This is a genomic window from Embleya sp. NBC_00896 (assembly GCF_045207785.1).
Taxonomy (GTDB): Bacteria; Actinomycetota; Actinomycetes; order Streptomycetales; family Streptomycetaceae; genus Embleya.
Genome location: NZ_CP108776.1, coordinates 2,335,855 through 2,358,342 on the forward strand (window position 1 = coordinate 2,335,855; position 22,488 = coordinate 2,358,342).

Annotated in this window: 18 protein-coding genes and 1 pseudogene; 9 read left to right on the forward strand and 10 right to left on the reverse strand. The window is 71.4% G+C overall.

Going from position 1 to position 22,488, the window contains the following annotated elements; genetic code table 11:
* Positions 1–63: 63 nt before the first annotated feature.
* Together OG928_RS10385 and OG928_RS10390 are read left to right on the forward strand one after the other, a co-directional pair.
* Positions 64–2,148, forward strand: a complete 2,085-nt coding sequence (locus tag OG928_RS10385) for a beta-galactosidase (protein WP_406282049.1) — start codon at positions 64–66, stop codon at positions 2,146–2,148.
* Between the two features lie 244 nt (positions 2,149–2,392).
* Entirely contained in the window at positions 2,393–4,324 is a 1,932-nt protein-coding gene (locus tag OG928_RS10390; protein ID WP_406282052.1) for a glycoside hydrolase family 5 protein, read from the forward strand.
* A gap of 44 nt (positions 4,325–4,368) precedes the next feature.
* Here the strand turns inward: OG928_RS10390 and OG928_RS10395 are convergent, their stop codons facing one another.
* Entirely contained in the window at positions 4,369–4,860 is a 492-nt protein-coding gene (locus OG928_RS10395) for a low molecular weight protein-tyrosine-phosphatase (protein WP_406282054.1), read from the reverse strand.
* A 143-nt stretch (positions 4,861–5,003) separates the two neighbouring features.
* On the opposite strand from OG928_RS10395, the gene OG928_RS10400 reads away from it, so the two are divergent.
* From OG928_RS10400 to OG928_RS10420, 5 genes are all read left to right on the forward strand, one after another.
* Positions 5,004–5,843 carry a DUF4344 domain-containing metallopeptidase gene (locus OG928_RS10400; protein WP_406282057.1) on the forward strand — a complete coding sequence of 280 codons (840 nt, stop codon included), beginning with the start codon at positions 5,004–5,006 and terminating at the stop codon, positions 5,841–5,843.
* A gap of 157 nt (positions 5,844–6,000) precedes the next feature.
* Positions 6,001–6,906, forward strand: coding sequence for a PhzF family phenazine biosynthesis protein (locus OG928_RS10405; RefSeq protein WP_406282060.1), 906 nt, complete (start codon positions 6,001–6,003; stop codon positions 6,904–6,906).
* 57 nt (positions 6,907–6,963) lie between these two features.
* Positions 6,964–7,482, forward strand: a complete 519-nt coding sequence (locus tag OG928_RS10410; protein WP_406282062.1) for a protein kinase domain-containing protein — start codon at positions 6,964–6,966, stop codon at positions 7,480–7,482.
* Positions 7,483–7,640: 158 nt separating this feature from the next.
* Positions 7,641–8,999: a hypothetical protein gene (locus OG928_RS10415; protein ID WP_406282065.1), complete on the forward strand. Its 1,359-nt coding sequence runs from the start codon at positions 7,641–7,643 to the stop codon at positions 8,997–8,999.
* Positions 9,000–9,276: 277 nt separating this feature from the next.
* The gene (locus OG928_RS10420) at positions 9,277–9,756 is read left to right on the forward strand and encodes a hypothetical protein (RefSeq protein WP_406282067.1); all 480 of its coding nucleotides are present in this window, start codon (positions 9,277–9,279) and stop codon (positions 9,754–9,756) included.
* Here the strand turns inward: OG928_RS10420 and OG928_RS10425 are convergent.
* The 4 genes and pseudogenes from OG928_RS10425 to OG928_RS10440 all read right to left on the reverse strand — a co-directional run bounded on the left by OG928_RS10425 (position 9,727) and on the right by OG928_RS10440 (position 15,023).
* Positions 9,727–10,449 carry a 4'-phosphopantetheinyl transferase family protein gene (locus tag OG928_RS10425; RefSeq protein WP_406282070.1) on the reverse strand — a complete coding sequence of 241 codons (723 nt, stop codon included), beginning with the start codon at positions 10,447–10,449 and terminating at the stop codon, positions 9,727–9,729. The genes OG928_RS10420 and OG928_RS10425 overlap by 30 nt on opposite strands.
* A 50-nt stretch (positions 10,450–10,499) precedes the next feature.
* Entirely contained in the window at positions 10,500–11,318 is an 819-nt protein-coding gene (locus tag OG928_RS10430; RefSeq protein WP_406282072.1) for an HAD family hydrolase, read from the reverse strand.
* A pseudogene (locus OG928_RS10435) lies at positions 11,315–13,761 on the reverse strand (phosphoribosyltransferase). The gene OG928_RS10430 and the pseudogene OG928_RS10435 overlap by 4 nt, the downstream one beginning before the upstream one ends.
* Before the next feature lie 86 nt (positions 13,762–13,847).
* Positions 13,848–15,023, reverse strand: a complete 1,176-nt coding sequence (locus OG928_RS10440) for an HpcH/HpaI aldolase/citrate lyase family protein (protein ID WP_406290887.1) — start codon at positions 15,021–15,023, stop codon at positions 13,848–13,850.
* A gap of 248 nt (positions 15,024–15,271) precedes the next feature.
* On the opposite strand from OG928_RS10440, the gene OG928_RS10445 reads away from it, so the two are divergent.
* Positions 15,272–16,405 (forward strand): TerD family protein, encoded by a 1,134-nt coding sequence (locus OG928_RS10445; RefSeq protein WP_406282075.1) that lies wholly within the window; start codon positions 15,272–15,274, stop codon positions 16,403–16,405.
* Positions 16,406–16,820: 415 nt separating this feature from the next.
* On the opposite strand, the gene OG928_RS10450 is transcribed toward OG928_RS10445, so the two are convergent.
* From OG928_RS10450 to OG928_RS10470, 5 genes are all read right to left on the reverse strand, one after another.
* Positions 16,821–17,513, reverse strand: a complete 693-nt coding sequence (locus tag OG928_RS10450; protein ID WP_406282078.1) for a Tellurium resistance — start codon at positions 17,511–17,513, stop codon at positions 16,821–16,823.
* 170 nt (positions 17,514–17,683) lie between these two features.
* Positions 17,684–18,832, reverse strand: a complete 1,149-nt coding sequence (locus OG928_RS10455; RefSeq protein ID WP_406282081.1) for a DUF475 domain-containing protein — start codon at positions 18,830–18,832, stop codon at positions 17,684–17,686.
* 146 nt (positions 18,833–18,978) lie between these two features.
* Positions 18,979–19,557: a TerD family protein gene (locus OG928_RS10460; RefSeq protein ID WP_406290889.1), complete on the reverse strand. Its 579-nt coding sequence runs from the start codon at positions 19,555–19,557 to the stop codon at positions 18,979–18,981.
* A 193-nt stretch (positions 19,558–19,750) separates the two neighbouring features.
* Entirely contained in the window at positions 19,751–20,326 is a 576-nt protein-coding gene (locus tag OG928_RS10465) for a TerD family protein (RefSeq protein ID WP_406282084.1), read from the reverse strand.
* 179 nt (positions 20,327–20,505) lie between these two features.
* On the reverse strand, positions 20,506–20,964 hold the full coding sequence (locus OG928_RS10470; protein ID WP_406282087.1) for a peroxiredoxin: 459 nt from the start codon (positions 20,962–20,964) through the stop codon (positions 20,506–20,508).
* Positions 20,965–21,456: 492 nt separating this feature from the next.
* On the opposite strand from OG928_RS10470, the gene OG928_RS10475 reads away from it, so the two are divergent.
* Positions 21,457–22,404, forward strand: a complete 948-nt coding sequence (locus OG928_RS10475; protein WP_406282090.1) for a maleylpyruvate isomerase N-terminal domain-containing protein — start codon at positions 21,457–21,459, stop codon at positions 22,402–22,404.
* Positions 22,405–22,488 lie beyond the last annotated feature (84 nt).

The window sequence follows — 22,488 nt, forward strand, 5'->3', positions numbered from 1 at the left end:
ACCCCGAAGGAGAAGTGGCGCACGACCGAAGGGCCTTCGGCTCCGGCGCGCCACAACGCACCGATGAACGACACCGCACACACCCCCGCCGGCCGAATGGCCGCCCTGCGCGCCCGCCTCGGCGGCATCGGATTCGGCGCCGACTACAACCCGGAGCAGTGGCCCGAGGCCACCCGCGCCGAGGACCTCGCGCTGATGGCCGAGGCCGGGGTCACCGTGGTCAACCTCGCGATCTTCGCCTGGGCCCGGGTCGAACCGGCGCGCGACGCCTACGACTTCGGCTACTTCGACCGGGTCATGGACGACCTGGCCGCGCACGGCATCACCGCCGACCTCGCGACGATGACCGCGGCCCCGCCGCCGTGGCTGGTCACCGAGCACCCCGAGGTGCTCCCGGTGACCGCCGCGGGCACGGTGCTGTCCCCCGGCGGCCGTCAACACTTCTGCCCGTCCTCGCCGGTCTTTCGTGACCGGGCCGCCCGCTTGGTCGAGGCGGTCGCCACGCACTACCGCGGGCATCCCGCGCTGGGCCTGTGGCACGTGGGCAACGAGTACGGCTGCCATGTGTCCGAGTGCTTCTGCGCGGCCTCCGCCGCCGACTTCCGGCGCTGGCTCACCGACCGCTACAAGGACGTCGACGCGCTCAACGACGCCTGGTCCACCGATTTCTGGTCGCAGCGCTACGCGTCCTTCGACCAGGTCCTGCCGCCCCGCGAGGCCCCGACCTACCCCAACCCCTCGCAGCAGCTCGACTTCAAGCGCTTCAGCAACGACGCGCTGCGCGCGTGCTTCGAGTTGGAGACCGACATCCTGCGCCGGGTCACCCCGGAGATCCCGGTGACCACGAACTTCCTGGCCGGGCTCAAGAGCGTGGACATGTACGACTGGGCGCCGGCGATGGACGCCCTGTCGCTCGACAGCTACCCGGACCCGAACTGGGAGCACGCGCACATCGGCGCGGCGATGAGCTACGACGGCATCCGCTGTGCGGGCGGCGGCGAACCGTGGCTGCTCACCGAACAGGCGCCGTCGGCCGTCAACTGGCGCGCGCGCAACGCCGGCAAGGAGCCGGGGAACATGCGCCTGTGGAGCTGGCAGGCGGTCGCCCAGGGCGCGGACGCGATCATGTACTTCCAGTGGCGGCAATCCCGAGGCGGCGCCGAGAAGTTCCACTCCGGCATGGTGCCGCACGCCGGTCCCGACACCCGCGTCTTCCAGGAAGTCGCCGCGCTGGGACGTGAGTTGGCGATGGTCCCGGAGCTGGTCGGCACGCGCGTGCGCAATCGGGTCGCGCTGCTGAGCGACTGGAACAGCTGGTGGGCGCTCGAACTCGACTCGCATCCGTCGGACGGCGTCCGCCACCTGGACCGGGCCTTCGACCACTACGCGCCGCTGTTCGACCTCGGGATCGGGGTCGACGTCGTACACCCGGACGCGGACCTGTCCGACTACCGCCTGGTCGTGGTGCCGAGCCTGTACCTCCTCTCCGCCGAACACGGCGACAAGCTGTCCCGGTACGTCGCCGACGGCGGATCGCTGGTCGTTTCCTTCTTCAGCGGCATCGTCGACGAGCACGATCGCGTGCATCTGGGCGGATATCCGGGGCCGCTGCGCGAGGCGCTCGGCATCTCGGTCCAGGAGTTCTGGCCGGCCGACACCGGAGCGGTGTTCCCCGTACAGGGGGCGGGCGACTCCGGCACCGCCGACCTGTGGCGCGAGGACGTCACACTCAAGGGCGCCCGCGCCGAACTGGAGTTCGTCGGCCCGGAATGGGACGGCCGACCGGCCGCGACGGTACACAGCCACGGCACCGGCACCGCGCGCTACATCGCGACCCGCCCGGACCCCGCCACCATGCGCGACCTGATGGCCCGCGCCTGCACGGAAGCGGGCGTGGAGCCGGTCCTACCGGCACTCCCACAGGGCGTCCAAGCCGTCGTCCGCGCCAACGCCGAACACGACGTACTCCTCCTCCTGAACCACACGAACACCACCCACACCATCGAACTCCCCACCCCCCGCCACAACCTCCTCTCCCCCACCCGCCCACTCACCACCCACATAACCCTCCCCCCACGCGACATCGCAGCCCTCGGCACCCCACCCACCCCGACCCACCCAACGCCAATCAGCCCGTCCGGCGTTTGAGCCCAACCAGCCCACCCAACGCCACCCAGCCCGGCCGGCGCTTGAGGCCAACCAGCCCGGCCAACGCCAACCAGCCCGGCCGGCGCTTGAGGCCACCCCAGCCCACCCAACGCCCAAGCCCAACAGCCCGCCCAACGCCAATCAGCCCGGCCGGCGCTTGAGGCCAAAAGCGGGCCGCAGGCCGGCCCACCCCCACAAGGCCCACCGCACACACCGCCCTCACCCTCACCCGAGGCAGGTAACGATGCACCGCACCAGACGCCGCCGACTGCCGACCCGCTCGGCCCTCGCCCTGGCCTTGACCACCGTCACCGGCATCCTCGCCGCCCCCCAGGCCACCGCCGCGACCGCACCACCCCCGGCCACCCCCACCGCCGCATCCGCGCTCGCCGCGTCGTGGACAGCCCCCCTGTCCACGCGCGGCCGCTGGATCGTCGACGCCAACGGCGACCGCTTCAAGCTGAAATCCGCCAACTGGGCCGGGGCCCAAGGCACATGGAACGGCTCCGGCGACATCAACGACCCCGCCAACCACCACAGCGGCGAGAACGCCAACGGCATGCCGCTGGGCCTGGACCGGGCGACCCTGCCCGCGATCCTGGCCGGCTTCCACGCGGTCGGGGTCAACAGCATCCGGCTGCCGTTCTCGAACGAGATGGTGCACGCGACGGCGACCGTCCCCGACGCCGCCGTCGCCGCCAACCCGCAGCTGCGCGGCAAGACCCCGCTCCAGGTGTTCGACGCCGTGGTCGCGGCGCTGACCGCCGACGGCTTCGCGGTCGTGCTGAACAACCACACCGGCACCACCCGTTGGTGCTGCGGCGTGGACGGCAACGAGCGCTGGAACACCTCGCGCAGCACCGCCGACTGGGTGGCCGACTGGGTCACGATGGCGAACCGCTACAAGACCAACAAGCGGGTCGTGGGCGCCGATCTGTACAACGAGGTGCGCCGCAACATCCTCGACGACCCGAACTGGGGCTGGGGCAACGACAAGGACTGGCAGGCCGCCTCCCTGGAGGCCGGCAACCGGATCCTGACCGAGGCCAACCCCGACCTCCTCATCATCGTCGAGGGCATCAACTGGACCGGGGTCCCGCTCGACAACCTGCCCCACGGCCGCCCGACGCTGACCCCGGTCCGCACGCTGTCGCACACCCTGGTGAATCCGAACAAGCTGGTCTACTCGGCGCACTTCTACGCGTACACCGGGCCCAACCACAGCGGCGCCTACGGCCTGGGCGAGACGCACGATCCGCGCTATCAGGACCTGACGCGCGATCAACTGTTCGCGGAGATAGACCGATCGGCGCAGTTCACGACCGCCGACGGGCAGCACTACACCGCCCCGGTCTGGATCAGCGAGTTCGGCACCGGCGCCGAGGAGACCAACCCCGTCGCCCGCTCGTGGTTCACCAACTTCACCGACTACCTCGTCTCCCGTGACCTCGACTTCGCCTACTGGCCGCTGGTCGGCTGGAAGGGCAACGGCCAGGGCGACTCGTGGGCGCTGCTGCGCTTCGACCCGACCGGCGCCCGCAGCGGCATCGCGGACGACCCGGCCGACTGGCGGGCCACCGGCTGGAACAAGCTGATCAACGCCCCCGCCCGCACCGGCGCCGTCGCCGCCTCCGCCCGCTGGAACATGCTCAGCCTCGACCACAGCGACGCCCAGGCGTCCCTGCGCATGCGCGGCCTGCCCGACTGGGACTCCGGCGCCCGCAAGGGCACATGCCCCGACGGCCAACGCGTCATCGGCCTGTCCCACACCGGCAACCGCGGCCTGTGCACGGACACCGGGACGCCGGGCCCGACCGCACCGACCGCCGCCTACACGGTCGTTCGTGACCAGTCGTACGTGCAGAACGACTGGGCCACGGGCTACACGAAGCTCGAATGCCCCACCGGCCGCCTGATGACCGGCTACAGCGTCCGCGGCGCGGCGGTCTCCGCCATCCTGTGCACGCAGCCCGCCGGCACCCTCGGCACCCAGGCCCGCACCCTGTGGTTCGACCGCGCCGACAACCGCCCGGCGGGTCTGCCCGGCGGCGAGTTCGCCGACGGCAACCTCAAGGGCCAGTGCAACGCCGACGAGTACGCGGCGGGAGTCGCGTACACCGGCCGAGTCGGCTCGGCCAAGACCCCGGACGCCCTGCTCTGCAAGCGCCTGAGTTGAGCCACCCCGGGTGCGCCGACCTCGTCGAGGCCGGCGCACCCGGTTCAGCGCGGGTCCAGGGCGCGCCGAAGTTCGTCGAGCAGCCCGGGCGACGCGGCCTCGATCAACTCCCGCACCTCCTCGAAGCCGTCGATCTGCCCGTAGTAGGGATCGGGCACATCGAGATCCCCGGCCGCGTCCGGGTCGAACTCCCGCAACAACCGCACCTTGTCCCGCGCGGCCTCGTCCGGCGCCAACCGCCGCAGGGCCCGCGCGTGCCCCGCGTCGAGCGCGACGACCAGGTCGTAGGTCGCGAACCACCGCGCCTCGAACCGCCGGGCCGCGTGTCCCACGTCGTACCCGTGCCGCCGCAGGATCGCGTCCGTACGCTCGTCGGCGGCCTTTCCCCGATGCCACCCCTCGGTTCCGGAGCTGTCCACCTCCACCGACCCGGTGAGCCCCGCGTCCTCCACATACCGCCGGAAGATCGCCTCGGCCATCGGCGAACGACAGATGTTCCCCGTACACACGAACGTGACCCGATACGGCTCGCCCATGACGCCTCCGCTGACGATCTTCCCGACCCACCATGCCTACCACGTACCGCCGGGAGCTCGCCCCGGCGGGCAACCGGGCCGCGGCTCGTCGCGCTTTCGGGTCGGGACTCGGCGCTGTTGACGGGCGGGAGAGGATCTCGGGTATGCGGGTATCGGTGGGGAGCCGTCGCGGGGCCGGGGCCTGGGCCGGCCTGCTCGCGCTGGTGTTGCTCGCCGGCTGCGGCGGGTCGGGGAACGACAGCGGGGGCTTGGTGGCCCATCCGAGCGGTTCCGCCGACCGGCCGGGCTTCGTGACCCGGTACGAGGAGCCGGCCGCCGTCGATCGCGACAACGCCGCCTTCCTGCGCGTCCGGCGCCCGATGGAGACGGTGACCGAGGCCCTGAACGGGTTCATCGCCCTGGAGCGGCCGATGTCCGTCGTCGGCCGGTCGTGTGGTGGGGAGGGCTCCGGCTACGATCCGCGGGCCCGCCGGATCGAGATCTGCTACGACGAGATCACCGAGGAGCGGGTGCTCTTCGAGCGGGGCGGTCATCGCCCGGACGACAACGAGGTCGTCGCGGTGCTGGTGGAGACCGTCTACCACGAGGCCGGCCACGCCCTCGTGGACCTGCTCGGCCTGGCGTTCACAGACCGGGACGAAGAGGATGCCGCCGATCGGTTCGCCGCCCTGATGCTGCTGCGCCAAGGCGCGGACGGCGAGCGGCAGTTGCGGGTGGCCATCGAGGAGTACCGGCTCTCCGCGGCCGAGACGGCAGCCGAAGCGGCGGCCGGCGGCCAGGGCCGTCCCGACGAGCACGCCCCGGATCTGGTTCGGGCCGCCAATCACCTGTGCCACCTCTACGGCTCCGCCCCCGACCGGAACCCCGATCTGGCGAAGTCCCAGCTCCTCGCCCCGGGACGCGCCGCGGGCTGCGGGACCGAGTGGGCGCGGGCACGCGACGCCTGGATGCGGGACCTCGGCCCGGTGCTCCGCCGGCGCTGACCACGACTTCGCCCGCGGGCGGGGGACCGCGAACCGGTGTCCACAGGCCGTGCCCACAAGCCGTGGCCACAGGCCGGTGTCCACGGGGGTGTCCGCGACTCTCCCCGGACGCGCGGGGCGGGAATCGATCGGCCATGGCCAAGCGTTGGCCTGCGGTATGACGACGATCGACGCCGGCAAGGCGCTCCGCTACGCGGCCTTCTCCTCCGACCCGACCGGTGGCAACCCCGCCGGGCTGGTGCTGGATGCCACCGGGATGAGCGATGCGGCGATGTTGGCGGTGGCGGCCGAGCTGGGCTACTCCGAGACCGCGTTCCTGACCCCGGGCGATGACCCCGCCGGCTCTCGGCGAGCCTTCGCCGTGCGCTACTTCAGTCCCCAGGCCGAGGTCCCTTTCTGCGGCCACGCCACCATCGCCGCCGCCGTCGCGCTCGGAGAACGCACCGGACCCGGCGAGCTGATCTTCGCCACCCGGGCCGGGATCGTGCCCGTGGACGTGGTCGCCACTCCCGACGGAAGCCTGCGCGCCACCCTCACCAGCGTCGAACCGAACCTCACCGAAGTCCCGCCCGCCGACGTGGCCGAGGCGCTGGCCCTGCTCCGCTGGAACGCCGCCGACCTCGACCCGACCCTGCCCCCGCGCTACGCCTACGCCGGCGCCCACCACCTGGTCCTCGCCGCCGCCACCCGGGCCCGGCTGGCCGATCTGGACTACGACTTCGACGGTCTGGCCGACTTCATGCGGACCCGCGACCTGACCACCGTGCAACTGGTCTGGCGCGAGTCCCCCGACACCTTCCACGTCCGCGACCCGTTCCCGGTCGGCGGCGTGGTGGAGGACCCGGCGACCGGCGCCGCCGCGGCCGCCTTCGGCCACTACCTGCGCACCCTGGGACAGGTCCCGCCGCGGGCCACGCTCACCCTGCGGCAGGGCGACGACCTCGGCCGCCCGGGCACCCTGACCGTCGAACTCCGCGACGGCGACCCGCGCGTACGGGTTTCCGGCGTGGCGGTCGCGATCCCCGAGCCGGACCCCGCCGCAGGCCCGGGCTCCGCCCGGTGAAGCGCCCGGTCGGGCCGGCGTGAGAAGCCTCGGCGCGCCGAGCCCGCACCGCCGTCGATGGCCGCCGGCCCGGCGTACCTAGCCCCGGAACGCATCCTCGGCCGGCCGAGCGACATTCGCTCGGACATCTTCTCGTGCGGCGTCACGCTCTACGAACTCCTGGCCGGCGCCAAGGCGTTCGACGCCCCCGACGCGATGGAGACCATAGTCTCCGTGGTCGATGACGACTACACGCCACTCGCGGACGCCAACCCGGCGCCGGCCCCCCATACCCTCGTCCTGGTCGGCAAGGCGATGGCCAAGGACCCGGACGACCGCTTCCAAACCACCGGGGAGATGCGGTCCGTCGTCGAACGGATCCTTCGCTCGACCCCCGGGCCGACCGCGACCCCACCGGTGCGGCCCACACTGCCGGAACCGGAATCGCCACCCGCATCGCAACCCGCGCAAGAGGCCGAGGCAGTGCCGACTCCGGGCCGCACACACGGCCTGTCGTCGGCCGAGATCACCCAGTCGTCGGCGGAGACCATTCCGCCGAACCGGCACGGTGATCCCCACGACCCCGTCGAGAACTGATCAATCGCGCGACCTCTCGTCATTGCAAGCAAGATTGCATCGAGGAGATCCGGCGCGGCCCATCCCGACGGTCGGACACGCCCTTGGGCACACTTGGTGGACCTCCATCGGACTCCGCCTGGGAGGATGGGCAGGATGGGGAACGCACGTTTCACACGGTGACGGGAGCAGGCGTGGTGGTCGGAACCGCACGACGGTCCCTCGGGGTCGGTGTCCCGCTGTCGCTCACCCTCGCCCCGCTGGTCCTGGCCCTGCTCCCGGCCGCGTTCGCGGGCGGCGAGACACGTCCGTGGCGCCGCCGCAAGGACGCCGCGCGTTCGGCGGCGCTGGCCGCGCGCGAAGCGGCCGGCGAGGCGTTCCTCCAGCTCGACACCGCGCAGCGGGACATGATGCTGTCGCTGGAGACGGTACGCGCGGTCCGCGGTGCGCAGGGCACCGAGGACGCGCTGCGCAGCTTCGCCGCGGTGAGCCTACGGATCGACGAGGCGAGCGCCGCCTACATCGGCCTGATGGACCGTCACCCGCTGGACGTCGAGCTGGAGACCGACGAATACGAGGCCGCACGCCGGGAGTTGGAGGACACCGCACGCAGGCTCGACGCCGTCCGCCAGGACCTCGACCGCTTCGGCGCCTCGCTCGGCCCGCTGCTCGCGCACGCCGAACAGGCGCTCGCCCAGCTGCCGCCGGCCGTGGACCGGGCCCGCCGGGCCGCCGCCGAGGCCGCGCGGGCGGTCGCCGACACCGAGCGGGCCGGCCTCGGCACCGCCACGCTCACCACCCGCCTGGCCGCGATCCGTACCGACCTCGCCGAACTGGACCGCGGCCCGGCCGCGCTCGGCATCCCCGGCACGCTCGAAGTCGCCGAACGGATCGAGACCACCGCCGGCGAACTGCGCGCCGAGGCCGAACGGCTGCCGAGGCAGCGCGAGGAGGTCACCAACCGGCTCTCCTCGCTGCGCACCCGCACCCAGGCCCTCGAATCCCGGCTCGCCACGGTCGACCCGGCGCTGAGCCGGCTGCGCCGCGACTACGCACAGTCGTGCTGGACCGACCTGGAACACGTGCCCGCCAAGGTCCGCCAGTCGCTGGGCATCGCGCATGCCCGCCTGGAGGAGGCCGGTGCGGCCGCCGGTCGCGGGGAGTACACCGACGCGGCCAGCCGGCTGGCGACCGCGCGGGCCACGCTCAAGAACGCCGACGAGGCGATGGCCTCCGTGCACGATCGACTGCACGCGCTCGAAGACGTCGCGCACGACCCCGAGGCCGAACTCGAGCGCACCCGCTTCGCTCTGCGCGACGCCCAACGGCTCGCGCTCGGCGGCCGGGCCAACGCCGAGGAGCGCTACGCCCGACGGCTCGACGCGCTGGTGTTCCGCCTGGAGGCGATCACCGCGGAGATCGGGCAGCCGCGGCCCGACTGGTGGCGCTTCCTGAGCGAGACGCGCGCGATCCGGGCGGAGGTCGCGGACACCGTGCACGTCATCCGCGAGGATCGGGCCGGACCGGGGACACACTGACGCTACGCAAGGTCATCGATGGCGACGTAAGGTCATCGATTGGGTGGGATGGATCCGACATCCTCTGCATCCAACCCATTTTCGGCCACCCAAAGTAGTCGATTCGTCGTCATGTTCGACCAGTCGGGTAAAGAATCGGCACCATCGGCCGCCTTCTGGATTTTTAAGGTTTAAAGTCGACGGAATGGCCGACTTCGGGACCTTGGTCTCGATGCACGGGACCCACCATCCGTGTGTCGCGCCGTCGACCACGATGCTGACAACCGGGAAGTCGCACATGCCCGTGCTCTTGATGCTCCTGTTCGCTTTCCTACTCGTGCTCGCCCTGCCGGGCCTGCGCGCCCTGCGCCGGGCCCCGAAGGCGGCTCCCGCGATGCCGCTGCACACGAGCGACGTGAGCGACATGCACCTCATGATGGTCGCCGCGTACGAGGAGGAGCGGGCGGATCTGCACCGCCAGGCGGTGACGTGGCTGCACTCGCTCGGGCGCGGTCCGCTGCGGGTGACCGACGCGCAGGCGGCGACCGGCAACCGAGGCTGCGACATTGTGACCCTCGGTGACGGCACGGTGCTCGGCCTGTCCTCGACCGGCCTGGTCATGCACGAACTCCGCGGGGCCCTCGACCGGTTCACCGAGGTCGCGCTGACCCGGGTGCGCGCGGCACGCGACGGGTTCGAGCTGACCTTCGACATGGAGTGCGGCCGGCAGCTCCACGCCCGCGCCGAACTACTGACCGTCCGCGGCGCCTGGGTCTGAGCCCCACCATCGTTCCACCACGTCGTACGACCCCGGCGCGAGCAGCGCCACGGTCGCGGCGTAGCCGGCCCCCGGCACCAGGTCGTACATCCGTACCGCATCCTGCTCGCGGTGCGGATGTTCGCCGTCCGGGGCCGCCGACCACGCGACCAGGCCCGGCGGCTCGCCCGCGCCGGTCACCGTGAGCCGGCGCGGATCGACCGTCAGGCCCAGGCCGTACGCCTTCAGCAGCGCCTCCTTGCGGGTCCACCGGGTGATCGCGTCCACCGCGCGCTCCGCCGCCGAGAGCCGAGCCTGCGCGGCGAGCTCGGCCGCCGACATGGTGCCCTCGACCGCGACGATCCGCTCGACGTCCACGCCGACCTCGGCGCCCTCGACCACCGCGAGCACGACCCGCTCGCCCGCGTGCGAGATCGAGAAGTCGAGGCCCGCCGGCCCGGCCGCGAGCCGCGGCTTGCCCTGCGAACATCCGCACAACCGGCAGGTGGTGTCGAAGGTCACGTCGGCCGGCCGCACTCCGAGCCGATCCGCGAGCACCCGCCGCGCGAGCGCGCGAGCGGTGCCGAACCTGGCCTGATCGGCCGGACGCCGGTACCGGTCGTACCGCGCCCGCTCGGCGGCGTCCAACCACGCGCGCGCCGGCGCGTCCGGTTCCGGCCGCGCCCACCACACCGCACACTCGGCAAGTCCCACGACGCTTCCTCTCCCTCGTCGCAGGCAATTCAACCGTGTGGGCGGCCTCGTCACACGACCGACGGCCGACTCCGTTCCACCAGCCAGGCCGCGATCTCCTCGCCCGCGTCCACACCCTGCGTCGCGATCGCCTCGACGTGCGGTGCGGACCAGCCGGACTCGGCCAGTTCGCCGTGCCCGGGGCGGATCCCCGCGTCCGCGGCCAACAGCAGCTCGATGTCCAGGAGCGAGTCGCCGGCCGCGAACACGGCGTCGGCATCGGCCCGCCGAGCGACCTCACGCACCGCCTCGCCCTTGGTCAGCGCCTCCGGGACGAAGTAGAGCTTGCGGCCCTGGAGCGACGCGCCGTAGCCGCGCTCGGCGGCCCAGGCGGTCAGCTCGGGCACGAACTCCGCTGGCAGCGCCGCGCGTTCGACCACGAGATAGGCGAACAGGTCCTCGGCGACCCGGAGTTTGTGGGTCCACTCGGGCCGGGCGACCACCTCCAGGTGGGCCACCACCTCGGGCAGCGGCGCGGCGTGCGCCGCGAGCACCTTGAGCACACGCGCGTGCCAGTCCAGGTCGCTCTCACCGTGCACGAGCAGGTGCCCGCCGTTCGCACAGATCGCGAACTCCGGGGGCGGACCCGGCAGTTCGATCCGACCGTACTGCTCGCGCGTACGCGTGGTGGTCGGCACGAACGTGGTGTGCGCGGCCAGCTCGGCCAACAGCGCGGCGGCGCGCGGCGTGACGAACGAGAGCGGCGCACCCTCGTACTGCTCCACGCACACCAGGTCGGGGGTGGGGTCCTGGGCCGCGAGCCCGAGCCGGGCGGCGGCCTTCGAGTAGACGAGGGTTCGGTCGAGGTCGCTCGCCACCACGATCGTCACGCGTCGCTCCCCTCGCGGCGGAAGCCGGGTTTGACCAGGCCCACGCAGGAGTACGGGAGACCGTCCACCTCGTGCACCGGGACTCCGCGCTGTTCGGCGAGCATGCGCACGTGGTCCAGCTCGGCGCCGACTCCCTTGCGCGCGAGGATCTGCCACGGCACCCGGCGCAGCAGCACGCGCGTGGTCTCGCCGACCCCCGGCTTGATCAGGTTGATGTTCTCGATCTCGTACTCGACGCCGATCCGCTCGACCGCGCGCCACCCCTCCCAGGTCGGGGAGCGGTCGCTCGCGGCGAGCACCGGCTGATCGCGCGCGACGTCCTCGGCCACCGCGTCGAACCGCGCGGCGACGGCGTCCAGGAACGCGCCCGAGACGTCCGCGCCGGCCAACTCGGCGTAGAACTTCGCGCCGTGGAACTCGTCGGGACCGATCAGGTCGTCCCGCAGGACCGTGCGCGAGACCAGGCCCGACACGGTCGAGTTCAGGCACGCGGACGGCACCAGGAAGTCGTCCCGGGTGCCGAACGTCCGGACACACGAACCCGGGTCGGCCAGCACGGCCAGTTCGGGGTCGAAGCGCATGCCCGTGGTCTCGGCGGTCAGGTCCAGCGCCTCGCTCAGCTCGCGGGTGATCGCGCCCTTGCCGGTCCAGCCGTCCACGAAGACGATCCGCGAAGGGTCGTACTCGCGGCCCAGCCAGCGCAGCGCGGTCGTGTCGATCCCGCGACCGCGCACGATCGACACCGCGAAGTGCGGCAGGGTCAGTCCGTGCGCGCGGCGCGCCCAGCGGCGCATCAGCACCCCGACGGGCGTGCCGGCACGGGCGAGCGAGACGAGCACGACGTCGTGGCCGCGCTCGGCCAGGACGGTCTCGGTGACCACGCCGACCGCGTGCGCGATCCGATCCGCCGAAGCCTCCAGCGCGGCGTGGTACAGCGCCTGGTACTCCGGCGAGGGCTGGTACTCGATCGGCAGCGACTCGGCGTAGTGCGCGCCGGCGTGCTGGATCGCCTCCTCGCGCTCCTCCAGGGGCGCTTCCAGCTCCACGGCGGACAGGTCCTTGAGCAACCACGCGACCTCGTCGGCCGCATAGGACGAGAACGCGGGTCCGTACAGCGGGTCCGGCAGCTTGCCGGTGTCGTGCCCGGCGGGGATCGGCTGGTGGTTCATGGCCTGCTTACCTCGGGGGTGAAGGAGGGGACAACGATCAGACCGACGTGGTCGGTGACCCGGGACAACGCGTCGAGCAGCCCACCGGGGGCGCGCAGTTCGGGGGTGTCGGCGACCGAGTCGACGACCAGGAGCACCTCGTCGAACCGCCGATCGGGATCCAGCCCCGCCGCGACGTTGTACGCGAAGCGGGCGCCGGGACCGTCCGACGGACCGTCATGCGCCGGGAACTCCAACCGCGTTCGGATCGCGTAGCCGGGCTCGTCGACCGCGAGCACGGGCGAGCGGGTCGTGGTCGAGTAGCGCACCTCGACGCCCTCCGCGGCGTGCTCGGCGAGCGCGCGGGCCAACCGCAGTGGCGTGTACATGAGTTCCTCGAAGCCGAGGACCAGGATCCGTCGCCCGATCAGCCGGTCCGCGAGCGCCGCCCCCAGCGCGGGCAGCGCCCGCTCCAGGGCGTCCTGATCGGCCTGGGTGAAGCCGTGCCGCCCACCGTCGGGCAGCCCCGCGGGCCACGCGACCGTGAGCCTGCGTACATCGCCGGGCACACCGGCCGCCACGACGGCCGCGTCGTGCTCCGCGACCAGCTCCACGCCGCGCGCGAGCACGTCCGCCGGCAACCCGACCGTCCCGGCCGCGAGCGCGACCACGTCCACGCGAGCGCCCAGCTCGGCCGCGAACACCTCGAGCTCGGCCCGGTCGGCGGGGCCGCGCACGTCGATCAGCGCCGCGATCACGTAGTGCGCCCGCGGCGCGACCGCGTGCAGTGCCCTGATCGTGTTCGAGACGGTGCGCCCGGTGGACAGCTCGTCGTCCACGAGCACGAGCGGCCCGTCCCCGGCGAGCAGCTCCGGGTCGCTCGGCAGGATCAGGTGCGACGTGGCGTGCGAGTGCTCCTCCTCGAACGCGCCGAACCGCGCGACCCCGACCACCGACCTGCGGGTCGAGTGCAGGTACGCCGCGCCCGGCAGCGCCTCGGCCACGCAGTGCCCCAGGCCCGTGGCGGTCTCCGCGTACCCGAACACGACCGGCGTCGACTGGCCGGCGAGCACGCTCGCCACGCGCGCGCCGAGTTCGCGGCCCGCGTCGTGCACCACGTGCGGCCGCTGGGGTACGTGCTTGCCGAGCACGGTGGACACCAACAGGTGGGCCCGGCGCGGGTTCCGGCGCAGCGCGAGCCCGACCAGTTCGTCGAGCCCGTCCCCCGCGAGCGCCACGTCGAGTCGCTCGGCGACCCAACTCCCCGACCAGGTTTCCGTCTGATGTTCCGTCACGCACGAACTCGCTTTCCTGGAAACTTCCTTGAACCCCGCCGGACTCCGCCGGACCTCGCCGAGCCCGCCGCGCCCCGATCGGCGACTCACTCCATGACACTCGCGGCGAGCAGGTCCACGAACGTGACCTCCTCGCGCGCGACGCCGAACGCCTGCGCCCGGCGCAGCACCGCCTGGGCCCACGCCCGGTGCGGCTTCACCTCGTTCATCTTGTTCGTGTACGCCGAGCGCAGCACGCCGCCGCCGGCCGCGCTCTCGGCGAGGATGTCGGTGGCGTCGCAGTACTCCTCGTGCGTGACCACCGACATCGCGTGGATCACCGCGACGTGGCTCGGGTGGATCGCGGTCTTGCCGAGCAGGCCGTTGGCCTTGTCGAGTTCGAGTTCGCGGATCAGCCCGTCCAGGTCGGCCGAGATCAGCCGGGTGCGCAGCTCGACCGCCTCGTCGGGGTCCTCGGCCTCGGCGAACGGCGTGCGTCGCAGCTGCGGCTTGAACAGTCGCTCGCCCTGTGGGAAGTACTCCCACACGGGGCCACTGATCACGTGTCCGGTGCCGTCCGCGCGGCCGAAGACGTTGACGATGTCGCCGATCAGACCGGCCACGAGATGCACGTCGTACGCGGTCAGGTCGCGCGAGCGGCGCAGCGCGTACGCGGACTGGAAGTCGGTGGCGCCGATGCGCACCGCGAGGATCCGGTCACGGTGCGCGGCGACCAGGTCGGAGAGTTCGGCGAGCACCGCGCGCCGGTGTTCGATGTAGGCGATCGAGGGTGATTCGAGCACCGGCATCGCGTACAGCCGGCGCCCGCTCATCGCTATCGCCTCGTCGAGGGCCTTGAGGTAGCGCGCGCCGCTGTCGGGTTCGAACTTGGGCAGCACGAACCCGGACAGCACGCCGATCGTGTCGCCGAGCCGCTCGGTGAGGTCCGTGATCTGCTCGGGATGCCGCACCCGGATGAACAGCAGCGGTCCGTCCGCACCGGAACGCGCGTAACTCGAAAGTTGTTCGACCAGGTTCTGTTCGGCGCCGACCACGTCGCGGTCGTCGATCGCGTCCTCCAGGCACAGCACCATCGACGTCACGCCGCGCGCACCCTGTTTGACGATGTCCGCCGCGAGCGTGCCACGCGTCGCGGGGCAGTACAGGGTGGCGCCGAGCGCGGCGGCGAGCACCGAGGGCTCGCTGTCGCGATCGAAGGTCTCCGGCGGGCGATGGAAGAGATGATCGCGAACCGCGTCCTCCAGGTAGCCGAAATGCCGCATCGTGACCTGTTCCCCCTCGACCGTCGGTGGTGGCACCACGGGCACGTCGGGGTGGGTCCCGTACGCGCCGATGATGTTGCTAAAGGCGCATTCGCGCCGCGCCGGTCAATCGCCGGCAGGCGCTGACAACGGTAACCGAAAAGCAAAATGGAAGACGTACGATCCGGTTATACGACCATGTGTTCACACAATCGTCACGAGGGCGCCCCACGTTGAGCCCGACTCCGTCGGGACGGCAGGATGGGGCCATGACCCAGGTGATGTCCAAGGGAGCGAATACGGCCCTCCCCGCCCGGTCCGTGCGCGTGGTCCTGGAATGGCGGCCCGGAGCCGGCGTTCCGGACATGGACGCCTCGGCTCTGCTGCTCGGCGGCGACAACAAGGTGCGCAACGACGACGACTTCGTGTTCTACAACCAGCCCCGGCACCCGTCCGGGACGGTCGTGCACGAGGGCAAGAACACGGCGCCGGACCGCTGCACCGACGGCGTCCGGGTGGACGTCGGCGCGCTCGGCCCGGACGTGCAGCACGTGATCGTGGCGGCGTCCGCGGACGGCGGCACGATCGGCGCGGTACCGGGCCTCGTGCTCCGGCTCTACGACGCGGACGGCGGCGCGGAGGTACTGAACTTCCCGATCGCCGGCGCGACCACCGAGACCGCGTTCGTGTTCGGTGAGATCTACCGCCGTGCCGATCAGTGGAAGTTCCGCGCCGTCGGGCAGGGCTACGCGAGCGGTCTCGCGGGCCTGGCGACCGACTACGGCATCAGCGTCGACGACGAACCGAGCGGCCCGAGCCAGGCCCAGCCGCCGACTCCCGCCCCGGCGCCGCTTCCGCTGCCGCCCGTCCACCAGTCGCCGCCTCACGCGCAGGCCCCGCCGCCGGCGCCGGTGAGGTACGACAGCCCGCCCCCGCCGCCGGCCCCCACACACAACGAACCGGCGCCCACCGCGGTCTTGCCGCAGTACGGCCAGGGCACGCTGCCGGCCCCGCCCCCGCGGCAGCAGCCCCAGCAGCCCCAGGGCGTCCTGCCGGTCTCCGGCACCCCATACGGCGGCGCTCCGATGCCGCCGCCGGCCCCGCAGCACCAGGGCGGCCCGGCCATCCCGCCCCCGCCGTCGATGGGCGGCACGCCCCCACAGGGCTTCCCGCCCCCCGCCTCACCCTTCCAAACCCCACCGGGCGTCATGCACATGCCGCCGGGCGGCCCCCAGCTCCCGCCCCCCGGCCAGTACACGCCCTCCCACGGCATGACCCCACCCCAGGGCATGGGCACCCCACCCCCACCCCAATTCCAGGGCACCCCACCCCAAGGCCAAGGCGGCCCCCCACAACTCCACCGCCTGACCACCCCACCCCAGGGCCCCCAATTCCAATCCTGACCCTCACCCCAACCAGCATTCGAGCCCCCCAAGCCCGGCCGACACTCGAAACCAAGCCTTTCCAGCCCGACCGACGCTTGAGACCAAGCCCTTCAAGCCCGGCCGGCGTTTGAGGCCAAGCCTTTCCAGCCCGGCCGGCGTTTGAGGCCAAGCTTTTCAAGCCCACCCAACGCTCAACGTCACATCAAGCCCGGCCGGCGTTTGAGGCCAAGCCTTCCAAGCCCGGCCGGCGCTTGAGGCCAAGCTTTTCCAGCCCGGCCGGCGCTTGAGGCCAAGCTTTTCAAGCCCACCCAACGCTCAACGCCACATCAAGCCCGGCCGGCGTTTGAGGCCAAGCCCTTCAAGCCCGGCCGGCGCTTGAGGCCAACCAGCCCGTCCGGCGATTGAGGACCCCCAGCCCCCAGCCGGCTCCGCGTCACTTGTACCCGCGGGCCCAAAGCAGCCCCCACCCATACTCCCGATCCAACTCGGCCTGATAGCCATGCACGTACCGCACCTCACGCCGCACCACGATCTCGTCCCCATGGTTCTCCACCACGGCCACCGCACACGTATGTGCCTCACGCGCGTGCTCGTCCAACCGCACCTCGATCGGCAACCCCGAGTTCGGGAACAGCGTGACCACCCCGTTGACCTGGTCGAACGCCGGAATCCCCTCGTAGATGTAGACGAAGATCAACAGCCGCCGCACATTCCGCGCCTGGTCGATGTTGATGAACAACGTCTCCCCGGACGCCGACCCCGACCGGTCGTCGGTGTCCAGCCGCACATACGGCGGCTGACTGAACGCCCCATACAGGTTGCCCAGCGCCTGCACCGCGCCCTTGGACCCGTCCGACATCTCCCACAGGCAGCCCAGGTCGAGGTCGATCTTCTGCGGCAGCGGCGGCGACTGCACCGCGAGCGGCCGGAACAGCCCCCCGCTGCGCTGCCGCGGCGGCGCCTCCTCGACCTGTGGGTTCCAGTGCAGGTTGACCCGCAGCGTCCCGGTCGCGGACCCCGCCTCGGTGAGCGACACCTCGGGCGTCGAGCGGGTCAACGCGACCTTGTGCCCGCCGTGTTCGGGCGCGCGCTCCATCAACCCACGACGCCAGTCGAAAAGCGGCATCAAGCCCTCCCTGGTCCCCCGGTCGGCCGGCACGCGTAGTGGCGGCTCCAGTACACAACATAACCGGGCACGAAAAAACCGGTACCGTGCCTGACTGATCGTCAGGCACGGTACCGGTCGGCAGCTGTGCACGAGCCGGAAACACCGGCGACGGGTGTGACGCCGGAGCGTCAGACCTTCGCCTCGGCTCGCGACTCGTTGTTGTTCTGCCCCGGCGTGTGGCCCACCCGCCGGTTGCGCATGATCGACGAGACCAGCGCGAGGCCGATGAAGCCGACACCGACGACGCCGGTGATGACCTCGTGGATCTCCCACTTGATCGACAGCAGCAGGATGCCCGCCAGCGCGCCGATCGCGTAGTGCGCGCCGTGCTCCAGGTAGACGTAGTCGTCCAGGGTGCCCTGGCGGACCAGGTAGACCGTGAGCGACCGGATGTACATCGCGCCGATGCCCAGGCCGAGCGTGATCATCAGCAGGTCCTGGGTGATCGCGAACGCGCCGACCACGCCGTCGAAGGAGAACGACGCGTCGAGGACCTCGAGGTAGAGGAACATGAAGAACGCGGCCTTGCCGGCGGCGAGCTGCACGGGCTTCGGGCCGCTGCGCCCCTCGGCCTTCTCGGTCGCGGCGCCTTCCTCGGCCTCGCCCTCCTCGTCCTCGAGATGCGCGAGTGTGCCGTGTGTCTCGAAGTAGTCCGAGAGCCCGCCGACACCCAGGTACGCGATCAGGCCGAGCACGCCGGCCACCATGACCGTGCCCTCCTTGTGCGCGGGCGCGAGGGTCTGCGCGGAGACCACGAGCACGATCAGCCCGATCAGCGTGGACAGCACGTCGAAGCTGCCGAGCTTCGCGGTGAACCGCTCCAGCGGCCCGACCCACTTGTGCTCACGATCGTCGAACATGAAGTCCAGGAAGATCATCAGCAGGAACAGGCCACCGAAGGCGGCGATCGCGGGGTGCGCCTCGTGCAGGTGATCCGCGTAGGTCATCCCGTCGATCATCTTGTCGTCGTGGAACGCGAGGTCCACGACGTCCGTCGGCGACATGCCGGCGGTGAGACTGACGATCAACAGCGGGAACACGAGCCGCATGCCGAAGACGGCGATCAAAATACCGATCGTCAAGAACATCTTCTGCCAGAAGGCATTCATCTTCTTGAGGATCGTGGCGTTTACTACAGCGTTGTCGAACGACAACGAGATTTCGAGGATCGACAGGATCAGCACGATGCTGAATCCGGTCCACCCCCAGAAATAGGCGGCGACGGCGAGACCCGCCGCCGTCACGCCGAACGACCAGCCGAACGTACGCATTACCACGGATGAGGTCCTTATCTACCTGGGATTTGCAACTCTGGGTGGGTCATCAGGAAGACCGGTCCTCGTCCGCCCGCTCGAAAAGCCTCGGGATGGACGTCAGGGCCGGCCCCACCGGGTGACCGACCCTGACATGCCGTCAGCGAACCTCACTGCACGCTGACGCCGAAGTCGAGAGCGATCCCCCGCAGGCCCGAAGCGTACCCCTGCCCTACTGCGCGGAACTTCCACTCCCCCTGGTATCGGTAAAGTTCTCCAAAGATCATGGCTGTCTCGCTTGACGCATCCTCGGTGAGGTCATAACGCGCGAGCTCGTTGTTGTCGGCCTGGTTCACGATCCGGATGTACGCGTTGCGAACCTGACCGAAGGTCTGCCCGCGCATCTCGGCGTCGTAGATCGAGACCGGGAACACCACCTTCTCGACCTGCTCGGGAACGGCCATCAAGTCGACGAGGATGACCTCGTCGTCCCCGTCGCCGTCGCCCGTGAGGTTGTCGCCGGTGTGCTCGACCGAGTTGTCGGGGCTCTTGAGGTTGTTGTAGAAGACGAAGTAATCGTCGCCCAGCACCTTGCCCGCACCGCCGCACAGCAGCGCACTCGCGTCCAGGTCGAACGAGGCGCCCGTCGTGGCACGCGCGTCCCACCCCAGGCCCACCAGGACATTGGTGAGGTTGGGTGCGGCCTTGCTCAGCGAGACGTTTCCGCCCTTTGCGAGGGTGACCCCCATCGAATCCTCCTGATCGTCGTACATTCGGTTCAACCTTGCCACGCCCTCGACTCGGCCGGACCCCCTTTTTGCACAGCTCAAGGCGTGTACAGGAGCACATTTGACGGCCGTACGAGGGCGCCCACCCGGGCTCGGGACGACGAACGCCCGCCGACCGCGTGAGCGGTCGGCGGGCGTTCGTGTCATCCGGCTATCAGACGTTGACCCCGAAGTCCTTGGCAATGCCCCGCAGGCCGGAGGCGTAGCCCTGGCCCACCGCGCGGAACTTCCACTCCGCGCCGTTGCGGTACAGCTCGCCGAAGACCATCGCGGTCTCGGTCGACGCGTCCTCGGTGAGGTCGTAACGAGCGAGCTCGTTGTTGTCGGCCTGGTTCACGATGCGAATGAACGCGTTGCGAACCTGGCCGAAGCTCTGCTGGCGCGTCTCCGCGTCGTAGATCGAGACCGGGAACACGATCCGCTCGATGTCCGTCGGGACGCCCGCCAGGTTGACCTTGAGTGCCTCGTCGTCGCCCTCGCCCTCACCGGTGGTGTTGTCACCGGTGTGCTCGACCGACTGGTCGGGGCTCTTGAGGTTGTTGAAGAAGACGAAGTGCCCATCCGACGGGGCCTGACCACTCGCGTTGAGCATGATCGCGCTCGCGTCGAGGTCGAAGTCCGTGCCGGTGGTCGTCCGCACATCCCAGCCCAGGCCGACGAGAACAGCGGTCAGGCCCGGAGCCTCCTTCGAGAGCGAGACGTTTCCGCCCTTGCTCAGGCTGACTCCCACGAGTCCTCCAAAAGATCGTGGAGCACGAGGTGCCCCGGAATTTTCGCGTACTGACGTGACAACGCGCCGATCCTAGTCAGGAGTTCCTGGCCGGCGGGAGGTCTCGCCGCGGCAGGGGTACCCCGACCCGGCCCGGCCTACGCCCGAACCGGCCGGAGAACCCCCGCACGCGCGTCGAATCAGACCGCGGCCAGGGCCTTGAGGTACTCCGCCTGGTCGCGCGCGTCGGGTATCGCGTTGACGACGCTCCACTTCACGACGCCCTCCTTGTCGATGACGAAGGTCGCGCGCACGGCGCAGCCCTTGTCCTCGGCGAAGACGCCGTACGCCTGCGCGGTCCCGCCGTGCGGCCAGAAGTCCGACAGGAGCGGGTACTCGTAGCCCTCCTGCTCGGCGAACACGCGCAGCGAGAACGGCGCGTCGCAGGACACGGCCAGAACCTGCACGTCGTCGTTCTGGAAGTTGGGCAGGTCGTCGCGCAGCGCGCACAGCTCGCCGGTGCACACGCCGGTGAACGCGAACGGGTAGAAGACGAGGACGACGTTCTTCTGCCCGCGGAAGTCCGCGAGCCGAACGATCTCGCCGTGCTGGTTCTTGAGCTCGAACTCGGGGGCCTTGCTGCCGATCTCGACGGCCATGGTGCGGTTCTCCTTGGTTCTGGGCGCTGGGCTCAGCGAGCCTAGCCCGGGGGCGCGGGAGGGTTCTGGGCGGCCGTGCTCGTGGGCCTTCGGCGCGGTGGGTGGGCGGGTGTCCTCAAGCGCCGGACGGGCTGGGTCGGGCCGGCCTGCGGCCGATGCGTCCTCAAACGCCGGACGGGCTGGATTGGCCGGACCGCGCCGGATGCGTCCTCAAGCGCCGGACCGGCTGGATCGGGCCGGCCTGCGGCCGATATGTCCTCAAACGCCGGACGGGCTGATTTGGCCGGACCGCGCCGGATGCGTCCTCAAGCGCCGGACCGGCTGGATCGGGCCGGCCTGCGGCCGATATGTCCTCAAACGCCGGACGGGCCGATTTGGCCGGACCGCGCCGGATGCGTCCGCAAGCGCCGGACCGGCTGGATCGGGCGGGACGGCTGCGGGTGTGGGTGGGGTCCGGCTTTCGGGTTCGGGGGGAGCGGGCAGGATGCGGGCATGTCCTCGATCGAGATCGTGAGCGGCCCTTGGGGCACAGCTTCGATGCCCCCGGCGGAGCAACGCGCGCGAGCCCTCGTCGCGTGGGACGCCTTCCGTGACCTGGCCGCCCGGACCGACCTCGACGCGCCGTCGCGGCTGCCGGGCTGGGACGGTCGCGCGGTGCTCACCCACCTCGCGTCCTGGCCCGAGGCTCCGCTGCTGGTGCGCCTGCTCGCCGAGGCCCGCGGCGAACGCGCCCCCGACGCGGCCCCGATGGATCAGGACGACGTCAACGCGCGCCTGGTCGACAACCACCGCGACGCGACCCGCGAGGAGCTGCTCGCCGCGCTCGACGACGGCCGCGCCCGACTCGCCGCGGCCTTCGACGCCACCACGCACGAACCGGCCCTGGCCCTGGCCCGCACCGGTTCGCAGGTCGGCCCGGTACCGCTGCTCACCCAGCTCGGCGCGATCGCCTACGAACTCGCCGTACACGCGCTCGACCTGGACCCGGCCGCACCCGCCGAGCCCGCCCCCGAGCTGCTCGACGCGGGCCTGCTCGCCCTCGCCGACATCACCGGCGCGCTCGCGGCCCGACACGGCGTCCGCGCCCGCACCGGACTCGCGGTGCCCGGCGGCGGCTGGGGCTTCGCCGCGCCCGGCACCGCCGCGACCGGCTGGGAGGTCTTCCGCCTGCCCCCGGGTCGGCCGAACCTGCCCGCCGTCGAGGCGCGCAGCGCCGCCCTGCTCCTGGACGCGTCCGCGGGCCGACGTGCCGTACCCGCCCTGCTCGCCCGGCGCGACCTCAAGCCGTACCGCCTCCCGGGCCTGCTCGCGCTCGCCCCGCTGCTCGACCACGTCCCGGGCCTGCCCGGCGGCCCGGCGCTGCGGCTGACCGCGAGCGCGCTCGGCGGCGTCGGCCGGGTCGCCGCGCTGCTGCCGGCCCTGGGCCGGGCCAAGAGCTGACCGCGCCGCCCCGAACACACGCACGCGGCACGCACGCAGCGAGGCCCCACCCGGTGATGATTCTCACCGGGCGGGGCCTCGCAC